General features: G+C 65.1%; 23 protein-coding genes and 1 pseudogene. 8 read left to right on the forward strand and 16 right to left on the reverse strand.

Annotation, left to right across the window (positions count from 1 at the left end; translation table 11 throughout):
- Positions 1–46 precede the first annotated feature (46 nt).
- Both ACVW17_RS22345 and ACVW17_RS22350 read right to left on the reverse strand, forming a co-directional pair.
- On the reverse strand, positions 47–307 hold the full coding sequence (locus tag ACVW17_RS22345; RefSeq protein WP_456753926.1) for a GlsB/YeaQ/YmgE family stress response membrane protein: 261 nt from the start codon (positions 305–307) through the stop codon (positions 47–49).
- A 184-nt stretch (positions 308–491) separates the two neighbouring features.
- Entirely contained in the window at positions 492–1,676 is a 1,185-nt protein-coding gene (locus tag ACVW17_RS22350; protein WP_456753927.1) for an acyltransferase family protein, read from the reverse strand.
- A 188-nt stretch (positions 1,677–1,864) separates the two neighbouring features.
- Here ACVW17_RS22350 and ACVW17_RS22355 point away from each other — a divergent pair, with 188 nt between their 5' ends.
- On the forward strand, positions 1,865–2,038 hold the full coding sequence (locus ACVW17_RS22355; RefSeq protein ID WP_029083837.1) for a DUF1328 domain-containing protein: 174 nt from the start codon (positions 1,865–1,867) through the stop codon (positions 2,036–2,038).
- Positions 2,039–2,168: 130 nt separating this feature from the next.
- Here ACVW17_RS22355 and ACVW17_RS22360 read toward each other — a convergent pair whose 3' ends face one another.
- Positions 2,169–2,528: a DUF427 domain-containing protein gene (locus tag ACVW17_RS22360; protein ID WP_456753928.1), complete on the reverse strand. Its 360-nt coding sequence runs from the start codon at positions 2,526–2,528 to the stop codon at positions 2,169–2,171.
- Positions 2,529–2,713: 185 nt separating this feature from the next.
- Between ACVW17_RS22360 and ACVW17_RS22365 the strand changes: the two genes are divergently transcribed.
- Both ACVW17_RS22365 and ACVW17_RS22370 read left to right on the forward strand, forming a co-directional pair.
- The gene (locus ACVW17_RS22365) at positions 2,714–2,950 is read left to right on the forward strand and encodes a BolA family protein (protein WP_212015434.1); all 237 of its coding nucleotides are present in this window, start codon (positions 2,714–2,716) and stop codon (positions 2,948–2,950) included.
- A gap of 33 nt (positions 2,951–2,983) precedes the next feature.
- Positions 2,984–4,165: a low temperature requirement protein A gene (locus ACVW17_RS22370; protein ID WP_456753929.1), complete on the forward strand. Its 1,182-nt coding sequence runs from the start codon at positions 2,984–2,986 to the stop codon at positions 4,163–4,165.
- 9 nt (positions 4,166–4,174) lie between these two features.
- Here the strand turns inward: ACVW17_RS22370 and ACVW17_RS22375 are convergent, their stop codons facing one another.
- Genes ACVW17_RS22375 through egtB form a run of 3 tightly spaced genes read right to left on the reverse strand, consistent with a single transcriptional unit; the run spans position 4,175 to position 6,871 of the window.
- Complete coding sequence (locus ACVW17_RS22375) at positions 4,175–4,570, reverse strand: DUF4345 domain-containing protein (protein WP_456753930.1); 396 nt, start codon at positions 4,568–4,570, stop codon at positions 4,175–4,177.
- Between the two features lie 25 nt (positions 4,571–4,595).
- Positions 4,596–5,564, reverse strand: coding sequence for an L-histidine N(alpha)-methyltransferase (gene egtD, locus ACVW17_RS22380; RefSeq protein WP_456753931.1), 969 nt, complete (start codon positions 5,562–5,564; stop codon positions 4,596–4,598).
- Positions 5,565–5,617: 53 nt separating this feature from the next.
- Positions 5,618–6,871, reverse strand: coding sequence for an ergothioneine biosynthesis protein EgtB (egtB, locus tag ACVW17_RS22385; RefSeq protein WP_456753932.1), 1,254 nt, complete (start codon positions 6,869–6,871; stop codon positions 5,618–5,620).
- Positions 6,872–7,164: 293 nt separating this feature from the next.
- Between egtB and grxD the strand changes: the two genes are divergently transcribed.
- From grxD to ACVW17_RS22405, 4 genes are read left to right on the forward strand one after another with little or no spacing between them, the layout of a single operon-like run.
- Positions 7,165–7,497, forward strand: a complete 333-nt coding sequence (grxD, locus tag ACVW17_RS22390; protein WP_456753933.1) for a Grx4 family monothiol glutaredoxin — start codon at positions 7,165–7,167, stop codon at positions 7,495–7,497.
- Positions 7,494–8,045: an O-acetyl-ADP-ribose deacetylase gene (locus tag ACVW17_RS22395; protein WP_456756501.1), complete on the forward strand. Its 552-nt coding sequence runs from the start codon at positions 7,494–7,496 to the stop codon at positions 8,043–8,045. The genes grxD and ACVW17_RS22395 overlap by 4 nt, the downstream gene beginning before the upstream one ends.
- A 49-nt stretch (positions 8,046–8,094) precedes the next feature.
- Positions 8,095–9,375 carry a serine hydrolase domain-containing protein gene (locus ACVW17_RS22400; RefSeq protein ID WP_456753934.1) on the forward strand — a complete coding sequence of 427 codons (1,281 nt, stop codon included), beginning with the start codon at positions 8,095–8,097 and terminating at the stop codon, positions 9,373–9,375.
- 1 nt (position 9,376) lies between these two features.
- Positions 9,377–10,636, forward strand: coding sequence for a serine hydrolase domain-containing protein (locus tag ACVW17_RS22405; protein WP_456753935.1), 1,260 nt, complete (start codon positions 9,377–9,379; stop codon positions 10,634–10,636).
- Positions 10,637–10,751: 115 nt separating this feature from the next.
- Here ACVW17_RS22405 and ACVW17_RS22410 read toward each other — a convergent pair whose 3' ends face one another.
- From ACVW17_RS22410 to murI, 7 genes and pseudogenes are all read right to left on the reverse strand, one after another.
- Positions 10,752–11,819: a threonine aldolase family protein gene (locus tag ACVW17_RS22410; protein WP_456753936.1), complete on the reverse strand. Its 1,068-nt coding sequence runs from the start codon at positions 11,817–11,819 to the stop codon at positions 10,752–10,754.
- A 327-nt stretch (positions 11,820–12,146) separates the two neighbouring features.
- Positions 12,147–12,374, reverse strand: coding sequence for a hypothetical protein (locus ACVW17_RS22415; RefSeq protein ID WP_456753937.1), 228 nt, complete (start codon positions 12,372–12,374; stop codon positions 12,147–12,149).
- 118 nt (positions 12,375–12,492) lie between these two features.
- Positions 12,493–13,110 carry a 30S ribosomal protein S4 gene (gene rpsD / locus ACVW17_RS22420; RefSeq protein WP_456753938.1) on the reverse strand — a complete coding sequence of 206 codons (618 nt, stop codon included), beginning with the start codon at positions 13,108–13,110 and terminating at the stop codon, positions 12,493–12,495.
- Between the two features lie 271 nt (positions 13,111–13,381).
- Positions 13,382–14,167: an acyltransferase gene (locus tag ACVW17_RS22425; protein WP_456753939.1), complete on the reverse strand. Its 786-nt coding sequence runs from the start codon at positions 14,165–14,167 to the stop codon at positions 13,382–13,384.
- Positions 14,168–14,287: 120 nt separating this feature from the next.
- A complete protein-coding gene (locus ACVW17_RS22430; RefSeq protein ID WP_456753940.1) occupies positions 14,288–14,677 on the reverse strand; it encodes a cupin domain-containing protein in 390 nt (129 codons plus the stop codon).
- A gap of 279 nt (positions 14,678–14,956) precedes the next feature.
- Positions 14,957–15,732 (reverse strand): annotated as a pseudogene (locus ACVW17_RS22435) (HpcH/HpaI aldolase family protein).
- 58 nt (positions 15,733–15,790) lie between these two features.
- Positions 15,791–16,588 carry a glutamate racemase gene (gene murI, locus ACVW17_RS22440; RefSeq protein WP_456753942.1) on the reverse strand — a complete coding sequence of 266 codons (798 nt, stop codon included), beginning with the start codon at positions 16,586–16,588 and terminating at the stop codon, positions 15,791–15,793.
- Between the two features lie 173 nt (positions 16,589–16,761).
- On the opposite strand from murI, the gene ACVW17_RS22445 reads away from it, so the two are divergent.
- The gene (locus tag ACVW17_RS22445; RefSeq protein WP_456753943.1) at positions 16,762–17,325 is read left to right on the forward strand and encodes a cytochrome b; all 564 of its coding nucleotides are present in this window, start codon (positions 16,762–16,764) and stop codon (positions 17,323–17,325) included.
- Here the strand turns inward: ACVW17_RS22445 and ACVW17_RS22450 are convergent.
- From ACVW17_RS22450 to ACVW17_RS22460, 3 genes are all read right to left on the reverse strand, one after another.
- Positions 17,322–18,494, reverse strand: coding sequence for a M20 aminoacylase family protein (locus ACVW17_RS22450; protein WP_456753944.1), 1,173 nt, complete (start codon positions 18,492–18,494; stop codon positions 17,322–17,324). The genes ACVW17_RS22445 and ACVW17_RS22450 overlap by 4 nt on opposite strands.
- A gap of 188 nt (positions 18,495–18,682) precedes the next feature.
- Entirely contained in the window at positions 18,683–19,327 is a 645-nt protein-coding gene (locus ACVW17_RS22455) for a response regulator (protein WP_456753945.1), read from the reverse strand.
- A gap of 10 nt (positions 19,328–19,337) precedes the next feature.
- The gene (locus tag ACVW17_RS22460) at positions 19,338–20,708 is read right to left on the reverse strand and encodes a histidine kinase (RefSeq protein WP_456753946.1); all 1,371 of its coding nucleotides are present in this window, start codon (positions 20,706–20,708) and stop codon (positions 19,338–19,340) included.
- Between the last annotated feature and the right edge of the window lie 119 nt (positions 20,709–20,827).

Below are 20,827 nucleotides of genomic sequence, written 5' to 3' on the forward strand. Positions count from 1 at the left end.
CATCGCGCTATTATCTTTTGTTCAACCGCGATGCCTGCGGATCGCGTCAGGTCGCGCTGCGAACCGCGCGCCAGGCAAAGATGATGATGCAGGCGCCGATGAAGCCGGCGATGAGATAGCTGAGCCAGCCGCCGCCGAGCGACACGCCGAGCAGACCCAACAGCCAGTTCGCCAGCGCCGCGCCGACGATGCCGAGGATGATGTTCATGAAGATGCCGGTTCCGGACTTCATGAACATCTCGGCGAGCCAGCCGGCCAAGCCGCCGACGATGATGGCGGCGATCCATCCAACTTGAGGGTCGTTCATCTGAGGACGCTCCTTGAGGTCATGCAGTCCGCCCAGCATACCCGAGAATCACCCGGCGGCATGTGACCAATGGCAGGTTGTGCGCAACTTGTCGGCCGCGATCCTGCCGTCAGTCTCGCCGCTTGGGGCCTGTCGTTGATCAGCCCGGCGCGGCAGCACGTGAGAGCGTCGCCGCGAAGGGAAACTACAGCACGTATTTGGCGCCCGGCAGCTTGCGCAGCACGGTGGTGAGGGCCCAGCTCAGGGCCACGGTGGCGAAGAACGCGATCGCGGCCTTTGCGATCGCCGGCAGCTCCATGTCGAACAGCCAGTATTGCAGCCACAGCACGATCGGATAGTGCACCAGGAACATGCCGTAGGCGTCGCCCTGCATGCGGTCGAGCAGCGTCGGCCCCGGCGCTTTCGATTGCAAGAAGTAGGCCAGGATCGCGAACAGGATCGAGGCGCTGAACAGCACGTAGAAGCTGCCGTAGATCGCGAGATACCAGGCGGGCAGCGGATCGGGATTACCGATGATCCCCCGCTTGATGTAGATCATCACCCACATCATCGCGTAGGGGATCAGCGTGACGCCGGTCCAGAACCAGCGCCGCTCGGTCAGCCGTCCGTGCGCGCTGAGCACGCCGCTCTCGAAGTTCGCCGCCCCGACGCCCGCGCCGACGAAGAAATAGCAGGCATACAGCAGCACGCGGCTCGCCTGCACCGAAAACGGTCCGAACTCGAACCAGTAGTTCTGGCCATAGCTGACCAGCATCGGCAGGTAGGCGGCGGCGCTGACCACGACCAGGAACAGCCAGAACTTCGAGGGACGTTCAAATCCCTTGATCGACAGACGGTTGATCGGATCGAGCAGACGCGACGACACCCGGTACAGCAGGCTCGCGGTCAGGTCGAAGGTCATCAGGACATAGACGAACCAGATCGGGCCGCTCGGCCAGGGCCCGGCGGTTACGGTCTTCCACCAGAACTCGGAGAAGGTCAGATCCGGTGTCGCGCGCAGCGCGATCGCGTAATAGGCGATCGGAATCACGGTGACCGCGCAGACCACGAAGGGCAGGCCGAGCCGCAGCAGGCGGTCGCGCAGGAAGATCAGCCACGGCTTGTGGCCGAGCCCGGGCCAGACGAACAGCCCCGACAGGAAGAAGAACATCGCCATGAAGAAGCTGTCGGTGGCGAGCACCACGCAGTCGAAGCCGATCCACGACGTCGGGTCGGTGTGCCCGAAATAGGTGTAGGGAATCACGGCGTGGTGCAGCAGCACGACCAGCGTCAGGAAGGTGCGTGCACGGTCGAGGGCGACATTGCGCTTGTGGAGCTTCGGTGCTGCCTGGACGTCGACGGCCGGAGCCGCGTGAGCAATCGATTTCATGGTGCCCCCAGCCGGGTCTGCAGCCTGATGTTGCAATCGGGAACTCGATTCAGCAAGGCCCAATCGGCCCGTTTCCGTGGTGTCGAGGTCGGTCATCTCAATGCGTTTGTTTCGTTTTGGAACCGGGCTCGCAAGCCGGCGTTATCGGGCGGACGCGCAAACCGCGCGCGCGGTTGTTGGAGCAAGCAATGACACTGCTGAAATGGGCGTTGATCTTCCTGGTCGTCTCGATCATCGCGGGCTTGCTCGGCTTCACCGGCATCTCAGCCGCCTCAGCCGACATCGCGCGCTTCCTGTTCTACGTGTTCGTCGTGATCTTCCTGGTGCTGCTGATCCTCGGGCTCACGATCTTCAGGGCGTAGCGGCGATGCTGCTGCAACGAGTGCTGTCATTCCGGGGCGCGAAGCGAAACCCAATGCGCGATTGCGCATTGTGGAATCTCGAGATTCCGGGTCCGATGCTTGCGCATCGTCCCGGAATGACGATGTTGATTTACGCCACTTCCTCGATCTTCACCTTGTCCGGATAGAAGGCGAGGTGGCCGGCGATCTCGGTCATCGCCGGAAAGGGCTCCTCATAGGTCCAGATCGCATTGTCCAGCGTCTTGCCGTTGGCCTTGATGCTGAAATAGTTCGCATCCCCCTTGTAGGGGCAATGCGTGGTCCGCTCGGTGCGGGTCAAAAGCGCCATATTGGCGTCCTGCCGGGGGATATATTGCACGGCCGGATAGCTCGCTTCCTTCAGGGTCAGCGCATGGCTGGTCTCGGCGATCACGACGCCGTCGGCGGTGACGCGGACGCGCCTGGCATTGGGTGTGATCGTGATCGGATGGTCGGGGCCGGGGAGCTTCATGATTCTGCGCCTCTTCTGGTCATTTCGGCGTGATGGCTTGTGACCGATTGATGCAGGTTTAAATCGCTGGGAATGGGGATATAGTGTGCGACAGGATGACCTAGAAGACCTCAGGCGCTAGGTTTTTACCTGCATGGCTGCCGGGCCAGCGATGATTCGAACGACCCTGATGGAGGTGGACTGGGATGCCGATGGACGCCCGTGATATCGAATCGATGATCAAGGCAGCGATTCCCGATGCCGAGGTGACGATCCGTGATCTGGCCGGCGACGGCGACCACTACGCGGCCACTGTCATATCCGAGTCATTCCGCGGCAAGTCCCGCGTCCAGCAGCATCAGATCGTCTACCAGTCGCTGAAGGGCCAGATGGGCGGCGTGCTGCATGCGCTGGCGCTGCAGACCGGGGTGCCGGGCGGCTAGGCCCTCAAGGCCGGCGGGCGGGGGCCTCGAGCGATGGCAGACAATCCGCGTGGCGCGATGTTTCGCGTCATCGTGCCGAACCAGCACAGCCGCGTCACCAATGCCGAGCTGTTCTTCGACCTCGTCTTCGTCTTTGCCGTCACGCAGCTGTCGCACACGCTGCTGCATCACTTCACCGCGCTGGGCGCGGTGCAGGTCACGCTGCTGTTCCTCGCGGTGTGGTGGGTGTGGGTTTACACCACCTGGGTCACCAACTGGCTCGATCCCGAGCTGACGCCGGTCCGCTTGCTGCTGTTCGTGCTGATGCTGGGCGGGCTATTGCTGTCGACCTCGATCCCGACTGCCTTCGAGGGGCGCGGGCTGTGGTTTGCCGGGACCTATGCCGCGATGCAGGTCGGCCGCACCGCGTTCTGGCTGCTGGCGACGCCGCGGCGCCGCACGGCGGTGCGCCACAATGCGATCCGCATCCTGACCTGGCTGTCCGGCTCGGCGGTGCTGTGGGTTCTCGGCGGCTTCGCCGAGCACGAGACGCGGATGTGGCTGTGGATCGCGGCGCTGGCCATCGAATATGTCGCGCCCGCGCTGCGGTTCTGGACTCCCAGGCTCGGCTTCTCCTCGATGGAGGCGTGGTCGGTCGAGGGCGGCCATATGGCCGAGCGCTGCGCCGGCTTCATCATCATCGCGCTCGGCGAGGCGATCGTGGTCGACGGCGCGACCTTCGCCGAGCTGACCTGGACGCCGGAGAATGTCGCAGCCTTCCTCTCGGCGCTGGTCGGCAGTATCGCGATGTGGTGGATCTATTTCCACAAGGGTGCCGAGGCCGGCTCGGAGATGATCTCCAAGTCCGAGGAATCCGGCCGTGTGGCGCGGATCGCCTACACCTATCTGCACATGCCGATCGTCGGCGGCATCATCCTGACCGCGGTCGCCGACGAGCTGGTGCTGAAGCACCCTGGCGGCCATACCGACCTCAAGACGATCGTGAGCTCGGTTGGCGGCCCCGCGCTGTTCCTGGTCGGGACCATCCTGTTCAAATATGTCATCCGCAATTTCCTGCAGCTCTCGCATGGCGTCGGCATCGTCGCGCTGGCGATAACAGCCTACTTTGCGCATGACCTGTCGCCGTTGACGCTCTCGATCGTCACCACCGCGATCATGATCGTGGTCGCGGCATGGGAATCGATCTCGCTGCGGTCGACCGGGGGAGAGGAATAGCGGTGGCCGCTACCCGTGTCCGGCCGTGGCCACGCGGTGCTGCCAATAGACAAACAGCGGCGCCCCGATCACTTCGAGCACGGTGAAGCCCACGAATGGCAGCGGCGGGATGCCGACCATCGCTATCGACAGCAGCCGGCCGATGCCGCCGAGGAAGATGCCGCCCCACACCATGCGGAACAGCACGCTCTCGCTTTCGATGCGCGGCACCAGCCAGAGCAAAGCGAGGCCGAGACCGAGCCAGACCCCGCCGAAGAAGCGCAGATTGCTGTCGAGCACCGGCAGCGCCGGCACGCCCGAGGAGGCATAGAGCGGATCGCTGACGCCGAGCATGGTGATGATGCCGGTCAGGATCGGGACGAGGGCGAGCGCCGCCGTCGCAATCTGCAGCGCGCGCCGGCCCATGATTGTGTCCCGTCCGGGTTAGGCGTCAGTCCGCGACCAGCGCGTGCACCGAGAACATCGTGTCGGCGTCGGTCCAGCTGTTGCGCACCGTCCAGCCCGCGCTGCGGGCCAGCGCGGTGAAGCGCTCGAGCGAATATTTGTAGCTGTTCTCGGTGTGGATGCTCTCGCCTGGACGGAACGCGAAGGTGTTGCCGAGGATCCGCACGGTCTGTGCCTTGCGGCTGATCAAATGCATCTCGATGCGGTGGCGGTCGCGGTTGTAGATCGAACGATGGGTGAAGCCCGAGAGGTCGAAATTGCCGCCGAGCTCGCGGTTGATCCGCACCAGCACATTGAGATTGAAGCGCGCGGTGACGCCGGCCGCGTCGTTATAGGCGTCGTACAGCACGCGCTCGTCCTTCTCGAGGTCGACGCCGATGATCATCTGCGCGCCGTGGCCGAGGATCTGGCGCGCGCTGCGCAGGAAGGCCAGGGCCTCGCTCGGCTCGAAATTGCCGAGTGTCGAGCCTGGGAAGAAGCCGACCTTCGGCATCGCGGCGACGGCATCTGGCAGCGCGAACGGCGCGGTGAAATCGGCCGCGACCGGATAGATGCCGAGACCGGGGAAATCCCTGCGCAGGCCGTCGGCCTGGGCCTTCAGGAAATCTCCGGATATGTCGACCGGCACATAGGCTGCGAATTCGCAATGCTCGAGCAGCAGGCGCACCTTGGTGGTGGCGCCGGCGCCGAACTCGACCAGTGCCGCGCCGTCCGGGATGATCGCGGCGATCTCGTCGCCGCGGTCGCGCAGGATGCCGAGCTCGGTGCGGGTCGGGTAGTATTCCGGCAGCACGGTGATCTGCTCGAACAGCTCCGAGCCGGTGGCGTCATAGAAATATTTCGGCGACAGCCGTTTCGGGTGACGGGCGAGGTCGCCGATCACATCGTCGGCAAACGCCGAGGTCGCTTCGTCGAACGGATACGCTTTGGCCGAAGCGGCGGCATGCACATTCATGATACTCTCCTGAACGCGCTGACCGGCGCGCACTTGATGTCGACAGGACTAGATCAGGCGTAGTCGGCGAGGCGTAACCCCGTGAATTGCCAGCGATGGTGCGGGTAGAAGAAGTTGCGATAGGTGACGCGGCTGTGACCTGCCGGCGTTGCCAGCGACGAGCCGCGCAGCACCAGCTGGTTGACCATGAACTTGCCGTTGTATTCACCGAGCGCGCCTTCGATCGCGCGGTAGCCCGGGTAGGGCGAGTAAGAGCTGCGGGTCCACTGCCAGACGATGCCGTAGGCATCGTTGAGCAGTCCGGCGCGCGCTGCGACCTCCCATTCCATCTCGGTCGGCAGATGCTTGCCGGCCCAGCGGGCGAAGGCGTCGGCCTCGTAGTAGCTGACGTGGCAGACCGGGGCCTGCGGATCGATTGCTTGCAGGCCGCCCAGCGTCATGATCTTCCATTCGCCGTCGATCTCGCGCCAATGGCCGGGCGCCTGCCAGCCCTCGTTGCTGACGGTAGCGAAGCCATCCATCAGCCACAGCGTGGCGGTGGAGTAGCCGCCGTCCTTCATGAAGGCGAGCCAGTCGGCATTGCTGACGAGGTTTTTCGCAAGCTTGACCGGGCCGACCAGCGCGCGATGCGCGGGCTTCTCATTGTCGAAATGGAAGCTGTCGTCGGCATGGCCGACGGTGTGGATGCCTTCATTGAGCGTCACCCATTCGTCCGTGCCGCGGTGCGACGCCGGGAAGCGCCAGGCCGGATCGTAGGCCGGCGGGATCGGGTTCTGCGCGAACGCGTGCAGGATGTCGGTGTAGATCAACTCCTGATGCTGCTGCTCGTGATTGAGGCCGACCTCGACCAGCGGCACCAGCGCTTCGAGCTTTTCCAACGTAGCGGTCTGGAAGAATTTCACCACCTCCGCGTCGACATGGCGGCGGTAGGCGGTGACTTCGTCTGATGTCGGGCGCGTCAGATGGCCGCGCTGGTGGCGGGCATGTCGGGGGCCGGCGCTGACGTAATAGGAATTGAACAGATAGGCGTAGTCCGGGTGGAATGGCGTGTAGCCTTTGACGTGCTCGCCGAGCAGAAACTGCTCGAAGAACCAGGTCGTATGGGCGCGGTGCCACTTGGCGGGGCTCGCATCCGGCATCGACTGGATCAGCTGGTCTTCGGGGGACAGCGGCGCGACGCGGCGCTCGGTCTCATCGCGGACCGCGCGGTAGGCGTCGACCAGCCGCTCCGCGAGCGGCCCGGATTCGGAGGAAAGTGACGGGGAGGCCGCAGAAAGGGCGGTCGCGGCAGAGGCTGGTTTCGTCACGAGGGTCTCCGATTCGAGGGGAGAACGTTGCTTCGGCAATCTGGTTCCTGGCGGACAGTTCGTCCTAGATAGGGGCTCCGTTACGGGAAAAAAGCCTCCCCCGTCATGATATTGGGCCCGTCAGATAATCCCGGCGCCTTTTGGGGCCCCGTCCAGCCCCCGCCGAATGCCAGATTTCCGCCATTTTGCTTTGGATGCACAATGGTTTGAGCTACATATATAGCCAGTCACGGGTTAGAAGGGCGGGCCGGCCCGTCAAGGCCTGAGAGCGCCGCCCACGCAAGGAAGCGAAAATGAGCATCGAGCAATTCATCGACAACGAAGTGAAGTCGAACGACGTCGTGCTGTTCATGAAGGGCACGCCGCAATTCCCGCAGTGCGGGTTTTCCGGTCAGGTCGTGCAGATCCTCGACCACATCGGTGTCGGCTACAAAGGCCTCAACGTTCTCGAATCCACCGAGCTGCGCAACGGCATCAAGGTCTATTCGAACTGGCCGACGATTCCGCAGCTCTATGTGAAGGGCGAGTTCGTCGGCGGTTGCGATATCATCCGCGAGATGTTCCAGGCCGGTGAATTGCAGCAGCTGTTTGCCGACAAGGGCATCCCGGTCGACGTAGCTGCCTGACCTTGACCGCGCGCCGGATCGGCAAGGCGCGGCTCGACGTCATCGTTACCGACATCACGACGCTCCGCGTTGAGGCCATCGTCAACGCGGCCAATTCATCGCTGCTCGGCGGCGGCGGCGTCGACGGCGCGATCCATCGTGCCGCGGGCCCCGAGTTGCTCGCCGAGTGCCGCACGCTGCACGGCTGCAAGACGGGTGATGCCAAAATCACCAGGGGTTACCGGCTCCCGGCCGGACATGTGATCCATGCGGTCGGCCCCATCTGGCACGGCGGCACCCAGAACGAGGATGCGCTGCTCGCATCGTGCTATCGCCGCGGCATCGAGCTGTGCCACGCCAACCAGCTCGCTTCCATTGCATTTCCCGCCATCTCGACCGGCGTCTATCACTTCCCGCCGGACCGCGCCGCCGGCATTGCGGTCAAGTCAGTGGTCGATGCCCTGGCGGCCGCACCCGGCGTTACGCAGGTGATCTTCTGCTGCTTCTCGGCCCCGAGCGGCGAGCTCCATCAGGAGGTCCTGGACGGCTTTGGCAGCCCTTGTGCCTGATGATACCGCCGCTACACTTCTCCGTGATTTCCGGAGAGGGATAGTTCGAATGCATTCATTTCGTTTGATGTGCGCGGCCGCCGTCGCCGCGGCGGCGCTCGCGGCGCCGGTGGCGCGCGCCGAAGGCAGCTATGAGATCCCGGCGGGCGCGCATTTCAACCCCGACAAGCTCGCCAAGATCAGCGAGTTCTTCAAGAACGAGGTCGCGACCGGAAAGATTCCCGGCGCCATCGTCCTGATCCAGCAGCACGGCAAGCCGGTCTATCACGAGGCCTTCGGCGTGCAGGATGTGGTCAGCAAGGTGCCGATCACGGACAAGACCATCTTCCGCCTGGCTTCGATGTCCAAGTCGATCACCGCCGTGGCCTCGATGCAGCTGCTGGAGGAGGGCAAATACAAGCTCGACGATCCCGTCTCGAAATACATTCCCTCCTTTGCCGACATGAAGGTCGGGGTCGAGAAGAAGGCCGAGGACGGCACCAAGACGCTCGAGCTGGTGCCGTTGAAGCGGCCGATCACGATCCTCGATCTGATGACGCATACGTCCGGCATCACCTACGGCTTCTATGGCGACAGCCTGGTCCGCAAGGCCTACAAGGCAGCCGATATCTATGGCGGCGATTTCGATCTCGCTGAATTCGCCGAGCGGATCGCCAAGCTGCCTCTGCACAACCAGCCCGGTGCGCTCTGGCAATACGGCCATTCCACCGACATCCTGGCGCGCGTGATGGAGATTACCACCGGCGAGAAGCTCTCGACGATCGAGCAGGAAAGGCTGCTCGGCCCGCTCGGCATGAAGGACACCGGCTTCTTCGTCACCGATCCCGAGAAGCAGAAGCTGATGGCCGAGCCGATGCCGAACGACAGCGATTTCCGGGTCGGCCGGGTCAACGATCCGACCAAGGTCAAGAAATGGGAGTCCGCCAGCGGCGGCATGGTCTCGACCATGGCGGACTATTCGCGCTTCGCCCAGATGCTGCTCAACGGCGGCACGCTCGACGGCAAGACCATCATGAAGCCCGAGACGTTCAAGGAGCTGACCACCGACCGTGTCGGCCCGGGCTCCGGCGTCGAGCGCGACTATTTCTACTTCCCCGGCGACGGCTTCGGCTTCGGGCTCGGGATTGCGGTGCGCACCGATCCGGGCAATGCGAAGCCGCCGCCGCCCGGCGACCTCGGCGAGCTGAAATGGGACGGCGCCAGCGGCTGCTACTATGTCATCGACCGCAAGCAGGACTTCTTCTTCGTCCTCTTGGAGCAGACGCCGAGCGAGCGCCAGCGCATCCAGCGAACGTTGAAGCAGCTCGTTTATGAAGCCATGGAGAACTGATATGCGCGGGTGCTGCGCGATCGTCGCGGCGCTCGTGCTCGCGTGCGCAACGGTTGCGGAGGCCGGCTCCGCGGGTCCGGCCGCGCACAGCTTCTCGGCGGAAGGCCTCGCCAAGGTCTCCGACTATGTCAGGAACGAGATCGCGACCGGAAAGATTCCCGGCGCGATCCTGCTGCTGCAGCAGCACGGCAAGCCGGTCTACTACCAGAATTTCGGGGTTCGCGACGTCGCAACGGAATTGTCGATGAGCGCGGACACCATCTTCCGCCTCTACTCGATGTCGAAGCCGATCACGACTGTGATCGCGATGATGCTGGTGGAGGAAGGCAAGCTCGCCCTCAGCGATCCCGTGTCGAAATACATCCCGGCCTTCGCCGACATGAAGGTCGGCGTGGAGAAGCGCGGCGACGAGGGCAAGCCGATGATGGCGCTGGAGCCGCTCAAGCGGCCCGTCACCATCGAGGATCTGATGCGTCACACCGCGGGCCTGCCCTACGGCTATTATGGCGGCGGCGTCGTGAACAAGACCTACGCCGATGCCGGCCTGTTCAATAGCAATCCCGACAACGCCGAGTTCGTGGCGCGGCTCACCGCGCTGCCGCTTGCCGAGCAACCCGGCACGCAATGGGACTACGGCCATTCCACCGATGTGCTCGGCCGCATCATCGAGGTGATAACGGGAAAGTCCCTGTTTCAGGTCGAGAAGGAGCGGCTGCTCGGCCCGCTCGGCATGACCGAGACCGCGTTCTATGTCGCCGACCCCACGAAATGGCCGCTGATCGCCGAGCCGATGCCGGCGGATCGCATCATCAGTCCGGTCGCTGACGTCAGCGACCCGCGCCGGCCGCTGCGGCGGGAATCCGGCGGCGGCGGCATGGTCGGCACCATCGGAGACTACGCGCGCTTCTCGCAGATGCTGTTGAGCGGCGGCCTCTATGACGGGCGGCGCTACCTGAAGCCGGAGACCATCGCGCTGATGGCGCGGGACCATATCGGCCCGGAAACCGGCATCGTGCGCGACAAGAACTACTATCCCGGTCCGAACTCCGGGTTCGGCCTCGGCTTCGCGGTCCGCACCTCGGTGCCGGCGAATACGGACTGGCCTTTGGGCGAGTACCGCTGGGACGGTGTCGGCGGCACCTTCTTCTTCATCGACCCCGCCGACGATCTGTTCGGCATCTTCATGGTGCAGACGCCATCACAGCGCGGCCGGATCCAGCAGGAGCTGAAGACGCTGATCTACCAGGCGATGGGGCGGTAATTCGGATAGGACCATCCTCTCGTCATTGCGAGGAGCGATAGCGACGAAGCAATCCATCGCTCCGCGTGCACGGACAGGTGGATTGCTTCGCTTCGCTCGCAATGACGAGCTGATACTACGCCGCGCGCACGATATCCCTGACGTGACCGATCGCTTCCTCGATCATCGCCGCGGTGACGTCGAGATGCGTGCAGGCCCTGATCCGGCCGTCCATCATCGCCAGCGTCACGCCGCGCTTGCGCAGCTCGGCGACCATCTTGTCGCCCGACACGCCGGCGCCGTCCGGCTTGAAGAACACGAGGTTGGTCTCCGGTGCCTGCACCGCGATGCCGTTGATCTGCGACAGTCCGCGGGCCAGCGCCCGGGCATTGGCGTGATCGTCGGCGAGGCGCTCGACATGATGATCGAGCGCGTAGATGCAGGCAGCGGCGCAGACGCCGGACTGCCGCATCGAGCCGCCGAGCCGCTGTTTCCAGCGCCAGACGTCGTCGATGAACGCTTTGGTGCCGGCGATGACGCCGCCGATCGGCGCGCCGAGGCCCTTGGAGAAATCGATCCAGGCCGAATCCCAGCCCGCCGTCATGTCGCGCGGCGAGATGCCGGAGGCAACCGTGGCGTTGAGCAGCCGCGCGCCGTCCATGTGGGTCACCAGCCCATGGGCCTTGGCGATGCCCGCGATCTCGTCGAGCGCAGCCTTCTTCCAGATCGTGCCGCCGCCGATATTGGCGGTCTGCTCGACGCTGACGAGCACCTGCGGCGGCTGATAGCGGGTGCGCGGATGCAGCGCGGCGCGGAACGTCTCCGGCGTGAACTGGCCGTCATCGCCGTGTAGCTGCGTGATCTGGAAGCCGCCGAGCGCGGCATGCGCGCCGCCCTCGCGCGCGATGATATGCGCAGTCGCGTGCGCCAGGATCTCGTCGCCGGGGCGGCAAGTGGCCAGCGTCGCGGCGACGTTGCACATCGTGCCCGACGGCATGAAGACGGCGGCTTCCTTGCCGAGCAGATCGGCGACGCGGGCGCAGAGCTCGTTGGTGGTCGGATCGTCGCCGACCTGCTCGTCGCCGACCTCCGCTTTGGCCATCGCCTCGCGCATTGCCGGCGTCGGTTTGGTCTGGGTGTCCGACAGCAGGTTGATGCGGACGGTGGCCGCTTTCGGATCGGGCCGGGCGGGGGTGTAGTGCATGGCTTACCTCATCGCACCGCGACGCCGCCGCTGCGGGTGCGGCGCGGTTCACGCTAGGCTATAGGTTTTCGGGCGGCGTGGCGAAACCGCAAAATGATAATTTCGTTTGGCGTCACGCGGTAATCGATAGGTAAGGGTACGGTGTCGCTGCAAGTCGACGGACGCCGGAGCGACTTGTCGCGCGTCCCGCATAAGGCCGCTCCTGCAGCAGGCCGACGAGAGCGAGGACGCGATCGCGGACGTTCACTTCGCCCTGAGGCGATTGTTCCCCAACGTATGAAAGAGCGCGGTCGATCTGCGCCAGCGCGCGTCTCGTATAGCGAACGTTCACAGCCCGTGCTTGGTCCACATGGCACGGACTTCCTCGGCCGTCGCCAGTTCGCCCCGGGCAATTTCGGCATCGGCCTCGGCCAGATCGGTCTCTTCTTCAGCCGTCAGCTGGAGCGGCGGCTGGTCGACGCCGGCGAGTTGCAGCATGATTTGCGCAAGGTCGTCCTGCTCCGTATCCGGCAGGCTTGAAACGGTATCAAAGGCTTGTTCGAGCAACCGGGTCATCGACAGGATTCCCTCGTGGCGGGCACTGCGCCGCCCACCGAGTATATCATCATCCCTTAGCCAAACAAAAAGGCCCCGGCAAAACCGGGGCCTTTCTGAACTCGCATGCGTGATGTGATCAGCGCGAATAGAATTCGACGATCAGATGCGGCTCCATCTGCACCGGGAACGGCACGTCCGAGAGGCCGGGGGTGCGCGTGAACTTCGCGGTCATCTTGGAGTGATCGACCTCGATGAAGTCGGGCACGTCACGCTCGGGCAGCTGGCTGGCTTCCAGCACCGGGGTGAGCTGCTTGGAGGATTCCTTGACCTCGATGGTGTCGCCGATCTTCAGCTTGTAGCTGCCGATGTTGACCTTGCGGCCGTTCACCTTGATGTGGCCGTGGTTGATGAACTGGCGCGCGGCGAACATCGTGGAGACGAACTTGGCGCGATAGACCACGGTGTCGAGACGACGCTCCAACAGGCCGATCAGATTCTCGCCGGTGTCGCCCTTCAGGCGGCTCGCCTCGACATAGATGCCGTGGAACTGGCGCTCGGAAATGTTGGCGTAGTAGCCCTTGAGCTTCTGCTTGGCGCGGAGCTGCACGCCGAAGTCGGAGAGCTTGCCCTTGCGGCGCTGGCCGTGCTGGCCGGGGCCGTATTCGCGGCGGTTCACGGGGCTCTTCGGGCGGCCCCAGATATTCTGGCCCATGCGGCGATCGATCTTGTACTTCGCCTCACTGCGCTTTGTCATCGCGTCCTCTTGGTATAGCCGTCGCCATCCAGCGCCCGGCGTTTTGTCAGTCCAGGGTTTGAGGAGACGCGCCCTCCTGTGTACCGGCCCAAAGGCCCGTACCGACAGGTCCGCCTCGAAAGCTCGGGGAGAACCACGGGTCGCGAAACGCTTCGCGGGCCGAAACCGGCCCGCGAGCAAGGGTGGTCTTAAGGAGAAAGTCCGGTCCTGTCAAACAAAACGCGGGGCATTTCGGGTCGAATCGGCGCCAAAATCGGCCTGTTTTGCCGCCTTACAGGCGGTTTCCGGCCGTCCGGACCGGCCTGGCATCGGCCTGCGGCCCGATCGCGGCCAATTCCGCGGCGATTTCGCCGCCCAGCACCTGCTCGAGCCGGGTCATGGTCTGGGCGATCAGGGCGGCATCACAGACCAGATGGTCCCAGCGCAGCACCACGTCGACCGTGTGATCCGGCTTGATCACGCCATAGCTCAGCAGGAAGGGGCCCGGGCTCAGCGCGTGCAGTTCGCCGGGACCATAGGCTGCGACCGAGGTCACGCCAAAGCTGCCGCAGAAATTGGCGCGCTGCCGGCCGAAATTCATTCCGATCGCCCAGGCCAGGCGGCGCAGCGGAAGCGGCAGGCGCGTCACACAGAGCGTCTTGCGGAACGAGGGGATTTCGTGCAGCGGTGCGGTCTTGGCGCGCCGGATCAGCGCGTCGACATCGGTGAGCGCCATCGCGTCGGCGCCGCGCACGCGCTCGAACAGCACGCATTCCTCACCCTTCTCAACCCGCGCAATCGCCACCATGCCGACGCTGCACGGCAGCTCGTACAGGCAAGGCCACGGCCATTTGACATGCAGCGTGCGGAGCATCGGCTCGGTCTTGGCAACCAGCGCGAAGGCCTTGACGAAGATGGCGGCCCAGCCGGGTGCCTGCGCCATGCGTGCGCGCGCCTCGACGACGGCACGGACGTTCAGTGTGCGGGTGAGGGAGACGAACGGCACGCCGGCCGACGCGTGCATGAGGTCGGCGACGAGGCGGCGCGGCAATGAGATCTGACGAAATTTACCGCGCATCCGTTCGGTTCATATCCCTGCAAACAGGCAGAAAATCAAAGGCCCGGCGAACTGAAATTGTTGCTCGCCGCACCTGAAACTAACATGAACCAAACTGATCGGAGGTCCATTTGGTTCGGCTCAAGGCGCTGGTTTTGCCAGGGGCTCTCCGGCCTTGACCACGTAGACCCCAAGCACCTTGAGCGACTTGTCGCCGGACGTCTTGGCGTCGTGCACCGCACCTTCCGGGATTTGGTAGGAATCGCCAGCCTTTAGCTTCAAAGGCGGCTTGCCGTCGATCAGAAGCTCGAGCTCGCCTTCGAGCACATAGCCGGTTTCGACGCCGGGATGGCTGTGGCGCCCCGACGCACCCCCGGTCGGAACCTCGGCAATCGCCGTGACCGTGTTGTAGCCCGCCGGAAAATCGACCTTCTGCAGCGGGGTTCGCTTGATGCCGCTTTGTTGCGCCACAGCAGCGCCGGCACCGGCAAAGGCAATCACGGTGAGACCAAGCAGCAATTTCCTGAACATGCATTTCCTCCCCAACCGGCGGAAGTCTAGCAGCGCGGAATCGCGGCGAAAAGCACATGATGTGTGATGTGGGCTTCCGACATTGGGATTAGTCCGTTCATCAAATCGCGCAGGCATTGTGGAATTATGCGCGGCAGCGCTTACACGGAGCTTACAAGCTGTTTAGGCAATTGCAGCGCGGGCCGTTTGGTCTGTCGCGGGCGCGATGCCGAACGTTCACGAACCTGACCGGAACCTGTTCGCAATTGAACGGCGGAGCGCGCCGGCGACGATCGGCGCCTACCGCCTGATCCCCGCGAAGGCGGCTGTGATGCCGCGCTGGAACAGCGACCAGTCGAAGCCGAGCGCAAGCGCGAGGTAGCCGCGGTCGATCATCGCATTGGCCTGGTCTGCGGTGCGCGCGACGCCGCCGATCGGCACGCCGCTCTTCATGATGCCTTGCTCGGCGCGCTGCATCAAGGCGACCACCTCGGGATATCGGGCAGGCCGCGCTTGTTGATCGAAGTGGCGAGATCGCCGGGACCGATCACCGCGAGGTCGATGCCGGGCGTTGCCATGATCTCGTCGATGCGGTTCACGGCATCGACATGCTCGATCGTGATCATGCAGATCATGTCGTCGTCGGCGGTCGCCATATAGTCGTTCATCGAGACACCCCAGCGGAACGGCGCATGAAACGGGCCCCAGAGCCGGTCGCCGTTCGGCGGGTAGCGCACGCTGCGCACGGCCTTCTCGGCATCACCGCGGTCGAGGATCATCGGGAAGTTGATGCCGAGCGCGCCGAGATCCATCGGCGCCTTCGCGAGGTGCGGCTCATTGGCTGATATCCGCGCCATCGGCACGCAGGGCGTGCCCGACGTGGCGACGATCATCGCATGCGCGGTGCCGAGGTCGATCGGGCCGTGCTCGAGATCGACGATAATCCAGTCCAGCGACTGCGCCATGATCTGCACGGTCTGGATGCTCGGAATGGTCGCGATCGCGCCGAAGGTCGGGCGCTTGTCGCGCCACTGTTTTCGCAATCGATTGAGCGGCGTCAGCGGGGCTGTGGTCACGTGCGGTCTCCTTCGAAGGAGAGCAGAGGCTAGCAGCGCGTTGTGACCGCGAAAAGCATCAGGCTGGGACGCGGCCCCCGAAGAACGGCGTCAGCGCCGCAGTCAGCGCGTGCGGACGTTTCGAGGTGAAGATCATCTCGGCGCCGGCTTCATCGCTCTCCGTGCCGGCCGGCCCGAGCAGATCGGCGACGCGACGGGCGATCGCCGGCGCCGGATCGATCCAGTCGACCGGCCACGGCGCGAGCCGCGACAGCCGTTCCAGCAGCAGCGGATAATGCGTGCAGGCCAGCACGACGGTGTCGGTGCGCGCGGGATCATTCGGGCCGTCGCCGACGAAGCAGGGTGCGAGCTCGGCCGCGATATCCTCGTCGCGCACGCTCGTGCCGCTGAGGGCTGCTTCCGCCAGCGAGGCGAGCTCGCCGGAGCCGACCAGCGTCACCTCGCAGCCCTGAGCGAAATCCGAGATCAGCTTGCGGGTATATTCCCGCTTCACGGTGCCCCTGGTGCCGAGCACCGAGACGCGCCGTGTCTTCGAGGAGGCGCAGGCCGGCTTGATCGCCGGCACGGTGCCGACGAAGGGCAGGCGGTAAGCGTCGCGCAAATGCGACATCACCAGGGTGGATGCCGTGTTGCAGGCGATCACGACGAGGTCGGGCGCGTGGGCTGCGATCAGCTCGCCGACCAGCGGCACCACGCGGGCGATGATCTCGTCCTCGCCGTGGTGGCCATAGGGGAAGAAGGCATCGTCGGCGACATAGACATAATGCGCGTCAGGCCGGGCGCGGACAACCTCGCGCAGCACGGTGAGGCCGCCGAGGCCGGAATCGAACACGAGGATGGTCGGGGGAGTGGACACGCGGAAAGTCTATCCGAAGCAGGGTTACCATTCAGTTGTTTTTGCCTGCCCGGGCTTTGCGGCCGACAAAAGGCGGTGAGGCCGGGAATTTCATATGGCCTTGGCCAATACCTGCAAGTATCACGGCAAACTATTGCTGCGACATGCGAAATCCAAACAGGGCCAAATCCACCATGATCCGCAATACCGCCGCGAGTTGGGGCTCGCTCGCCCGCGCCTTCCACTGGGTGCTGGGCATCACCATCATCGGCATGCTGGGCTATGGCTGGTGGATGAACCACATCCCGGCGCGGGCGGACAAGTTCTTCTACCGGTCGATCCACGCCGATATCGGCTATCTGGTGCTGCTGCTGACGGTGCTGCGGCTCATCTGGCGCGGCGTCAATCCGACGCCGGCGCTGCCGGCCGAGATGCCCTCCTGGCAGCGGATCGCCGCCCGCGTCAGCCACGGCGCGCTTTATGCCGTCACCATCCTGGTAGCGATGCTGGGCTGGGCCCATTCCGGCTCCCGCGCCCAGGACTATTCGAGCTTCTTCGGCCTGTTCCACGTGCCCCAGATCACCTCGCCCGACAAGGCGGCGGCGGATGCCTATGAGGGGCGTCACATCTTCTTCGCCTATGTCTTGCTGGCGCTGATCGTGCTGCACCTCGCCGCGGTCGCCTACCATCACTTCGTGAGGCGCGACCGCGTCGCGGGGCGGATGGTGGGGGCGAACCCCGCCGACCGCGCGGCTTAGCCCGCCGGCATCTGCTTCTCGACCAGCCGCACCCAGTAGGACGCGCCATGGCCGAGGATGTTGTCGTTGAACTTGTAGGCGGGGTGGTGGCACATCGGGCCGTCGCCCATGCCGAGGAACACGAACGCGCCGGGGCGCGCCTCCAGCATGAACGCAAAATCCTCGGCACCCATGACAGGCACCAGATTGTCGTTGACGCGGTCGGCGCCGACCACATCGCGGGCGATCTCGGCTGCGATGCCGGCCTCGCGGGCATGGTTCAGCGTCACCGGATACATCCGCCCGTAGTCTGTCTCGGCCGATCCGCCATAGGCCTTGGCGATGCTGGAGGCGACCTCGCCGATCCGGCGCTCGACCATATCGCGCACACCGGGATCCAGCGTGCGCACGGTGCCGCCCAGCGTCACGGTCTCCGGGATCACGTTGAACGCGCTGCCGGCCTCGAACATGGTGATCGAGATCACCGCCGATTTCAGCGGATCGAGATTGCGCGACACGATCGATTGCAGCGCATTGATGATCTGGGCGCCGATCAGCACGCTGTCGATCGCCTCGTGCGGCGCAGCGCCGGCGTGGCCGCCCTTGCCGTGCACGGTGATCTTCAGCGTGTCCGATGAGGCCAGCATCGGGCCCGGCGTGGTCGCGAAATAGCCCTCGGGCAGGCCGGGCATGTTGTGCAGGCCGTACACCTCCTGGATGCCCCAGCGCGTCATCAGCCCGTCGTCGACCATCGCCTTGCCGCCGGCGCCGCCTTCCTCGGCGGGCTGGAAGATCACGACCGCGGTGCCGTCGAAATTGCGCGTCTCGGTGAGATATTTCGCAGCGCCCAGCAGCATCGCGGTGTGGCCATCATGGCCGCAGGCGTGCATCTTGCCGGGGACCTTCGAGGCGTAGGCGACACCCGAGGCTTCCACGATCGGCAGCGCGTCCATGTCGGCGCGCAGCCCGATGGTCTTGCCTGACGTCGACTTGCGCCCCCGGATCACGCCGACCACGCCGGTGCGCCCAATTCCGGTCACCACCTCGTCGCAGCCGAACTCGCGCAGCCTGTCGGCGACGATGCCGGCGGTGCGGTGCACCTCATAGAGCAGTTCGGGATTCTCGTGGAAGTCATGGCGCCAGGCGGCCATTTCATCCGAGAGAGCGGCAACGCGATTGACGATGGGCATGGGGAGCGTCCGTTTCTTGTGATTGCGCAGGGCGGGTCAGCGTAGCGTAACCCGCGAACTTGTCGCGGGGCAATGGCGGGGTCGCTATCGGAGGTCCGTAGCCCGGATGGAGCGCAGCGCAATCCGGGATCGTTCCTCATGCGCGGTCCCCGGATTGCACTGCGCTTCATCCGGGCTACAGGACCGGCCTACAAATTCGCCAGCCCGCATTCGACCGCGAGGCGGACCAGTTGGGCGTCGGTCCGTAGGCCGGTCTTGGCCTTGATCAGATAATGGTAGTTCTGCACGGTCTTGGTGCTGAGGTTGAGATTGGCGGCGATCTGCTCCTTGGTGTGGCCTGCCGCGAACTGCCGGAGGATCTCGATCTCGCGCTCGCCGAGCTGGTCGAGCGCCGATTCGGTCGGCACCAGGCTCTCGAGCGCGAGCACCCGCGCGACGTCGTCGCTCATCGCGTGCTCGCCGCGCGCCACCGAGCGGATCGCTGCGATCAATTCGGCCGGCTCGCTGCCCTTGGTGACGAAGCCGCTGGCTCCGGCGCCGAACGCCGCCTTCACCTGGGCCGCCTCGCTGTGCATGCTGAAGACGAGGATGCGGGCATCGGCGTCGCGCGCGCGGATGTTGCGGATCGCCTCCAGCCCGCTCGCGCCCGGCATCGAGATGTCCATCACGACCACGTCAGGCTGGTGCGATTTGAAGGCGCGATAGGCATTGGCGGCGTTGTCGGCCTCGGCGACGACGCGGAAATCGTCCTGATGTTCGAGCACGCGGCGATAGCCCTGGCGGACGACGGGATGATCGTCCACCAGCAGGATCGAGATGCTTCGAGCCGTCACGGTCGTCGTCTCAGGCCGCGAGCGGGATCGTGGCGGCGACGCTGACGCCGCGGCTGGCGCGCGCGATCGACAATGAGCCGCCGAGCGCGGCGACGCGCTCGCTGACGCCGGTGAGGCCGAAGCCCGCCGATTGCGCCACCTTGGCGGCATCGCCGCCGCCGTCGTCCTCGACCCGCACCAGCAGTGCATTCTCGGTTCCGGTCCGCCGCTCGATCCGCAGCACGATCTCGCGCGCTGAGCTGTGGCGCAGCGCGTTGGTCAGGCACTCCTGCGCGACGCGATAGGCTGTGGCGGCGACCGTGCCGCTGATGTCGGCAAGATCGCCTTGCAGATCGAGCTGGATCATCGGCTGCGCCGTGCGCGACCGCCAGCTGTCGACCAGATCGACCAGGCTGGCCTCCAGCCCGAGCTCCTCGGCCGGCGGGTGACGCAAGCGGTCCAGCGTGTCGCGCAGGCAGGCCATGATGCGGCGCGTTGCCTGCGAGATCATCCGCGCGTCCTGCGCAATCTCGGTGCCGGCGGCGTATTTGTCGCCGGAGCTCGCCTCGATCGTGTTGGCGAAGGCGAGGATCGCAGTGAGGTTCTGACCGAACTCGTCGTGCAGCTCGCGCGCCAGCGTGCGGCGTTCGTCGCTGCGAATTTCGAGCAACCGCCGGGTCAGCACCGTGCGCTCCTTCTCGGCCTGCGCGAGGCGGTCGCCGAGATCGCCGACGGCGCGTCCGATCATCGCGAGCTCCATCGAGCGGACGCGCGGCAGCGGGGTCCGGTACTCGCCGTCGGCCATGCGCCGCAGCGCGGACACGATCGAGCGGGCAGGCGCCAGCGTGTGCGCGATCGCCAGCGAGGCGAGCAGCGCGATGGCGAGCGCCATCAGCAGCGCGACATGGATGTTGTCCAGGATGTGCTGCCAGGCGAGCGCGATCGCAGCGGCCGGATCGGCGATGGCGCGGACGGTTCCTGCGGTCGCGGCGCGGGCGCTGATCGGTCGCTCGACGGTGGCGTGATCGCCGAGCACCATCTGGACAAGATCGGCGAACCAGCGCGGCGGCGCCTTGCCGATCCCCTTGCTCTGGCCGCACAGCGGCTTCTCGAATGCACCGGCCGGTTCGAACTGCACGCAGATCCCGGGCGCGATCAGGCCCATGGTTTCGATGGTGCGCCAGTCCGGCGCCGGCAGCAATTGCTCGCGCATCCGGTTGCTGCGCAGCAGCAATTCGCGCCAGTACAGCGCCTCGAGCGATTGTGAGACCCGCTCGGCGGACGCCTCGGTGGCGCGATCGACGCTGCGATAGGCGTCGATCGTGGCCCAGACGGTCGCTGCGCCAAGGCACAGTGCGACGATGACGAGCAGGCGGGCGACCAGTTCAAGCACGAGGCGCATGCGATCACTCCACGGCCAGCAAACGAGAGCGAGATGCTAGCAGCAGCGGTATTCCCCGCCAATCGCAAGCATGCCAAGCTATGCAGGTCGGGAAATTTGCCCGACCAAATCTGGGCAGA

The sequence above is a fragment of the Bradyrhizobium sp. USDA 4473 genome (assembly GCF_054063335.1).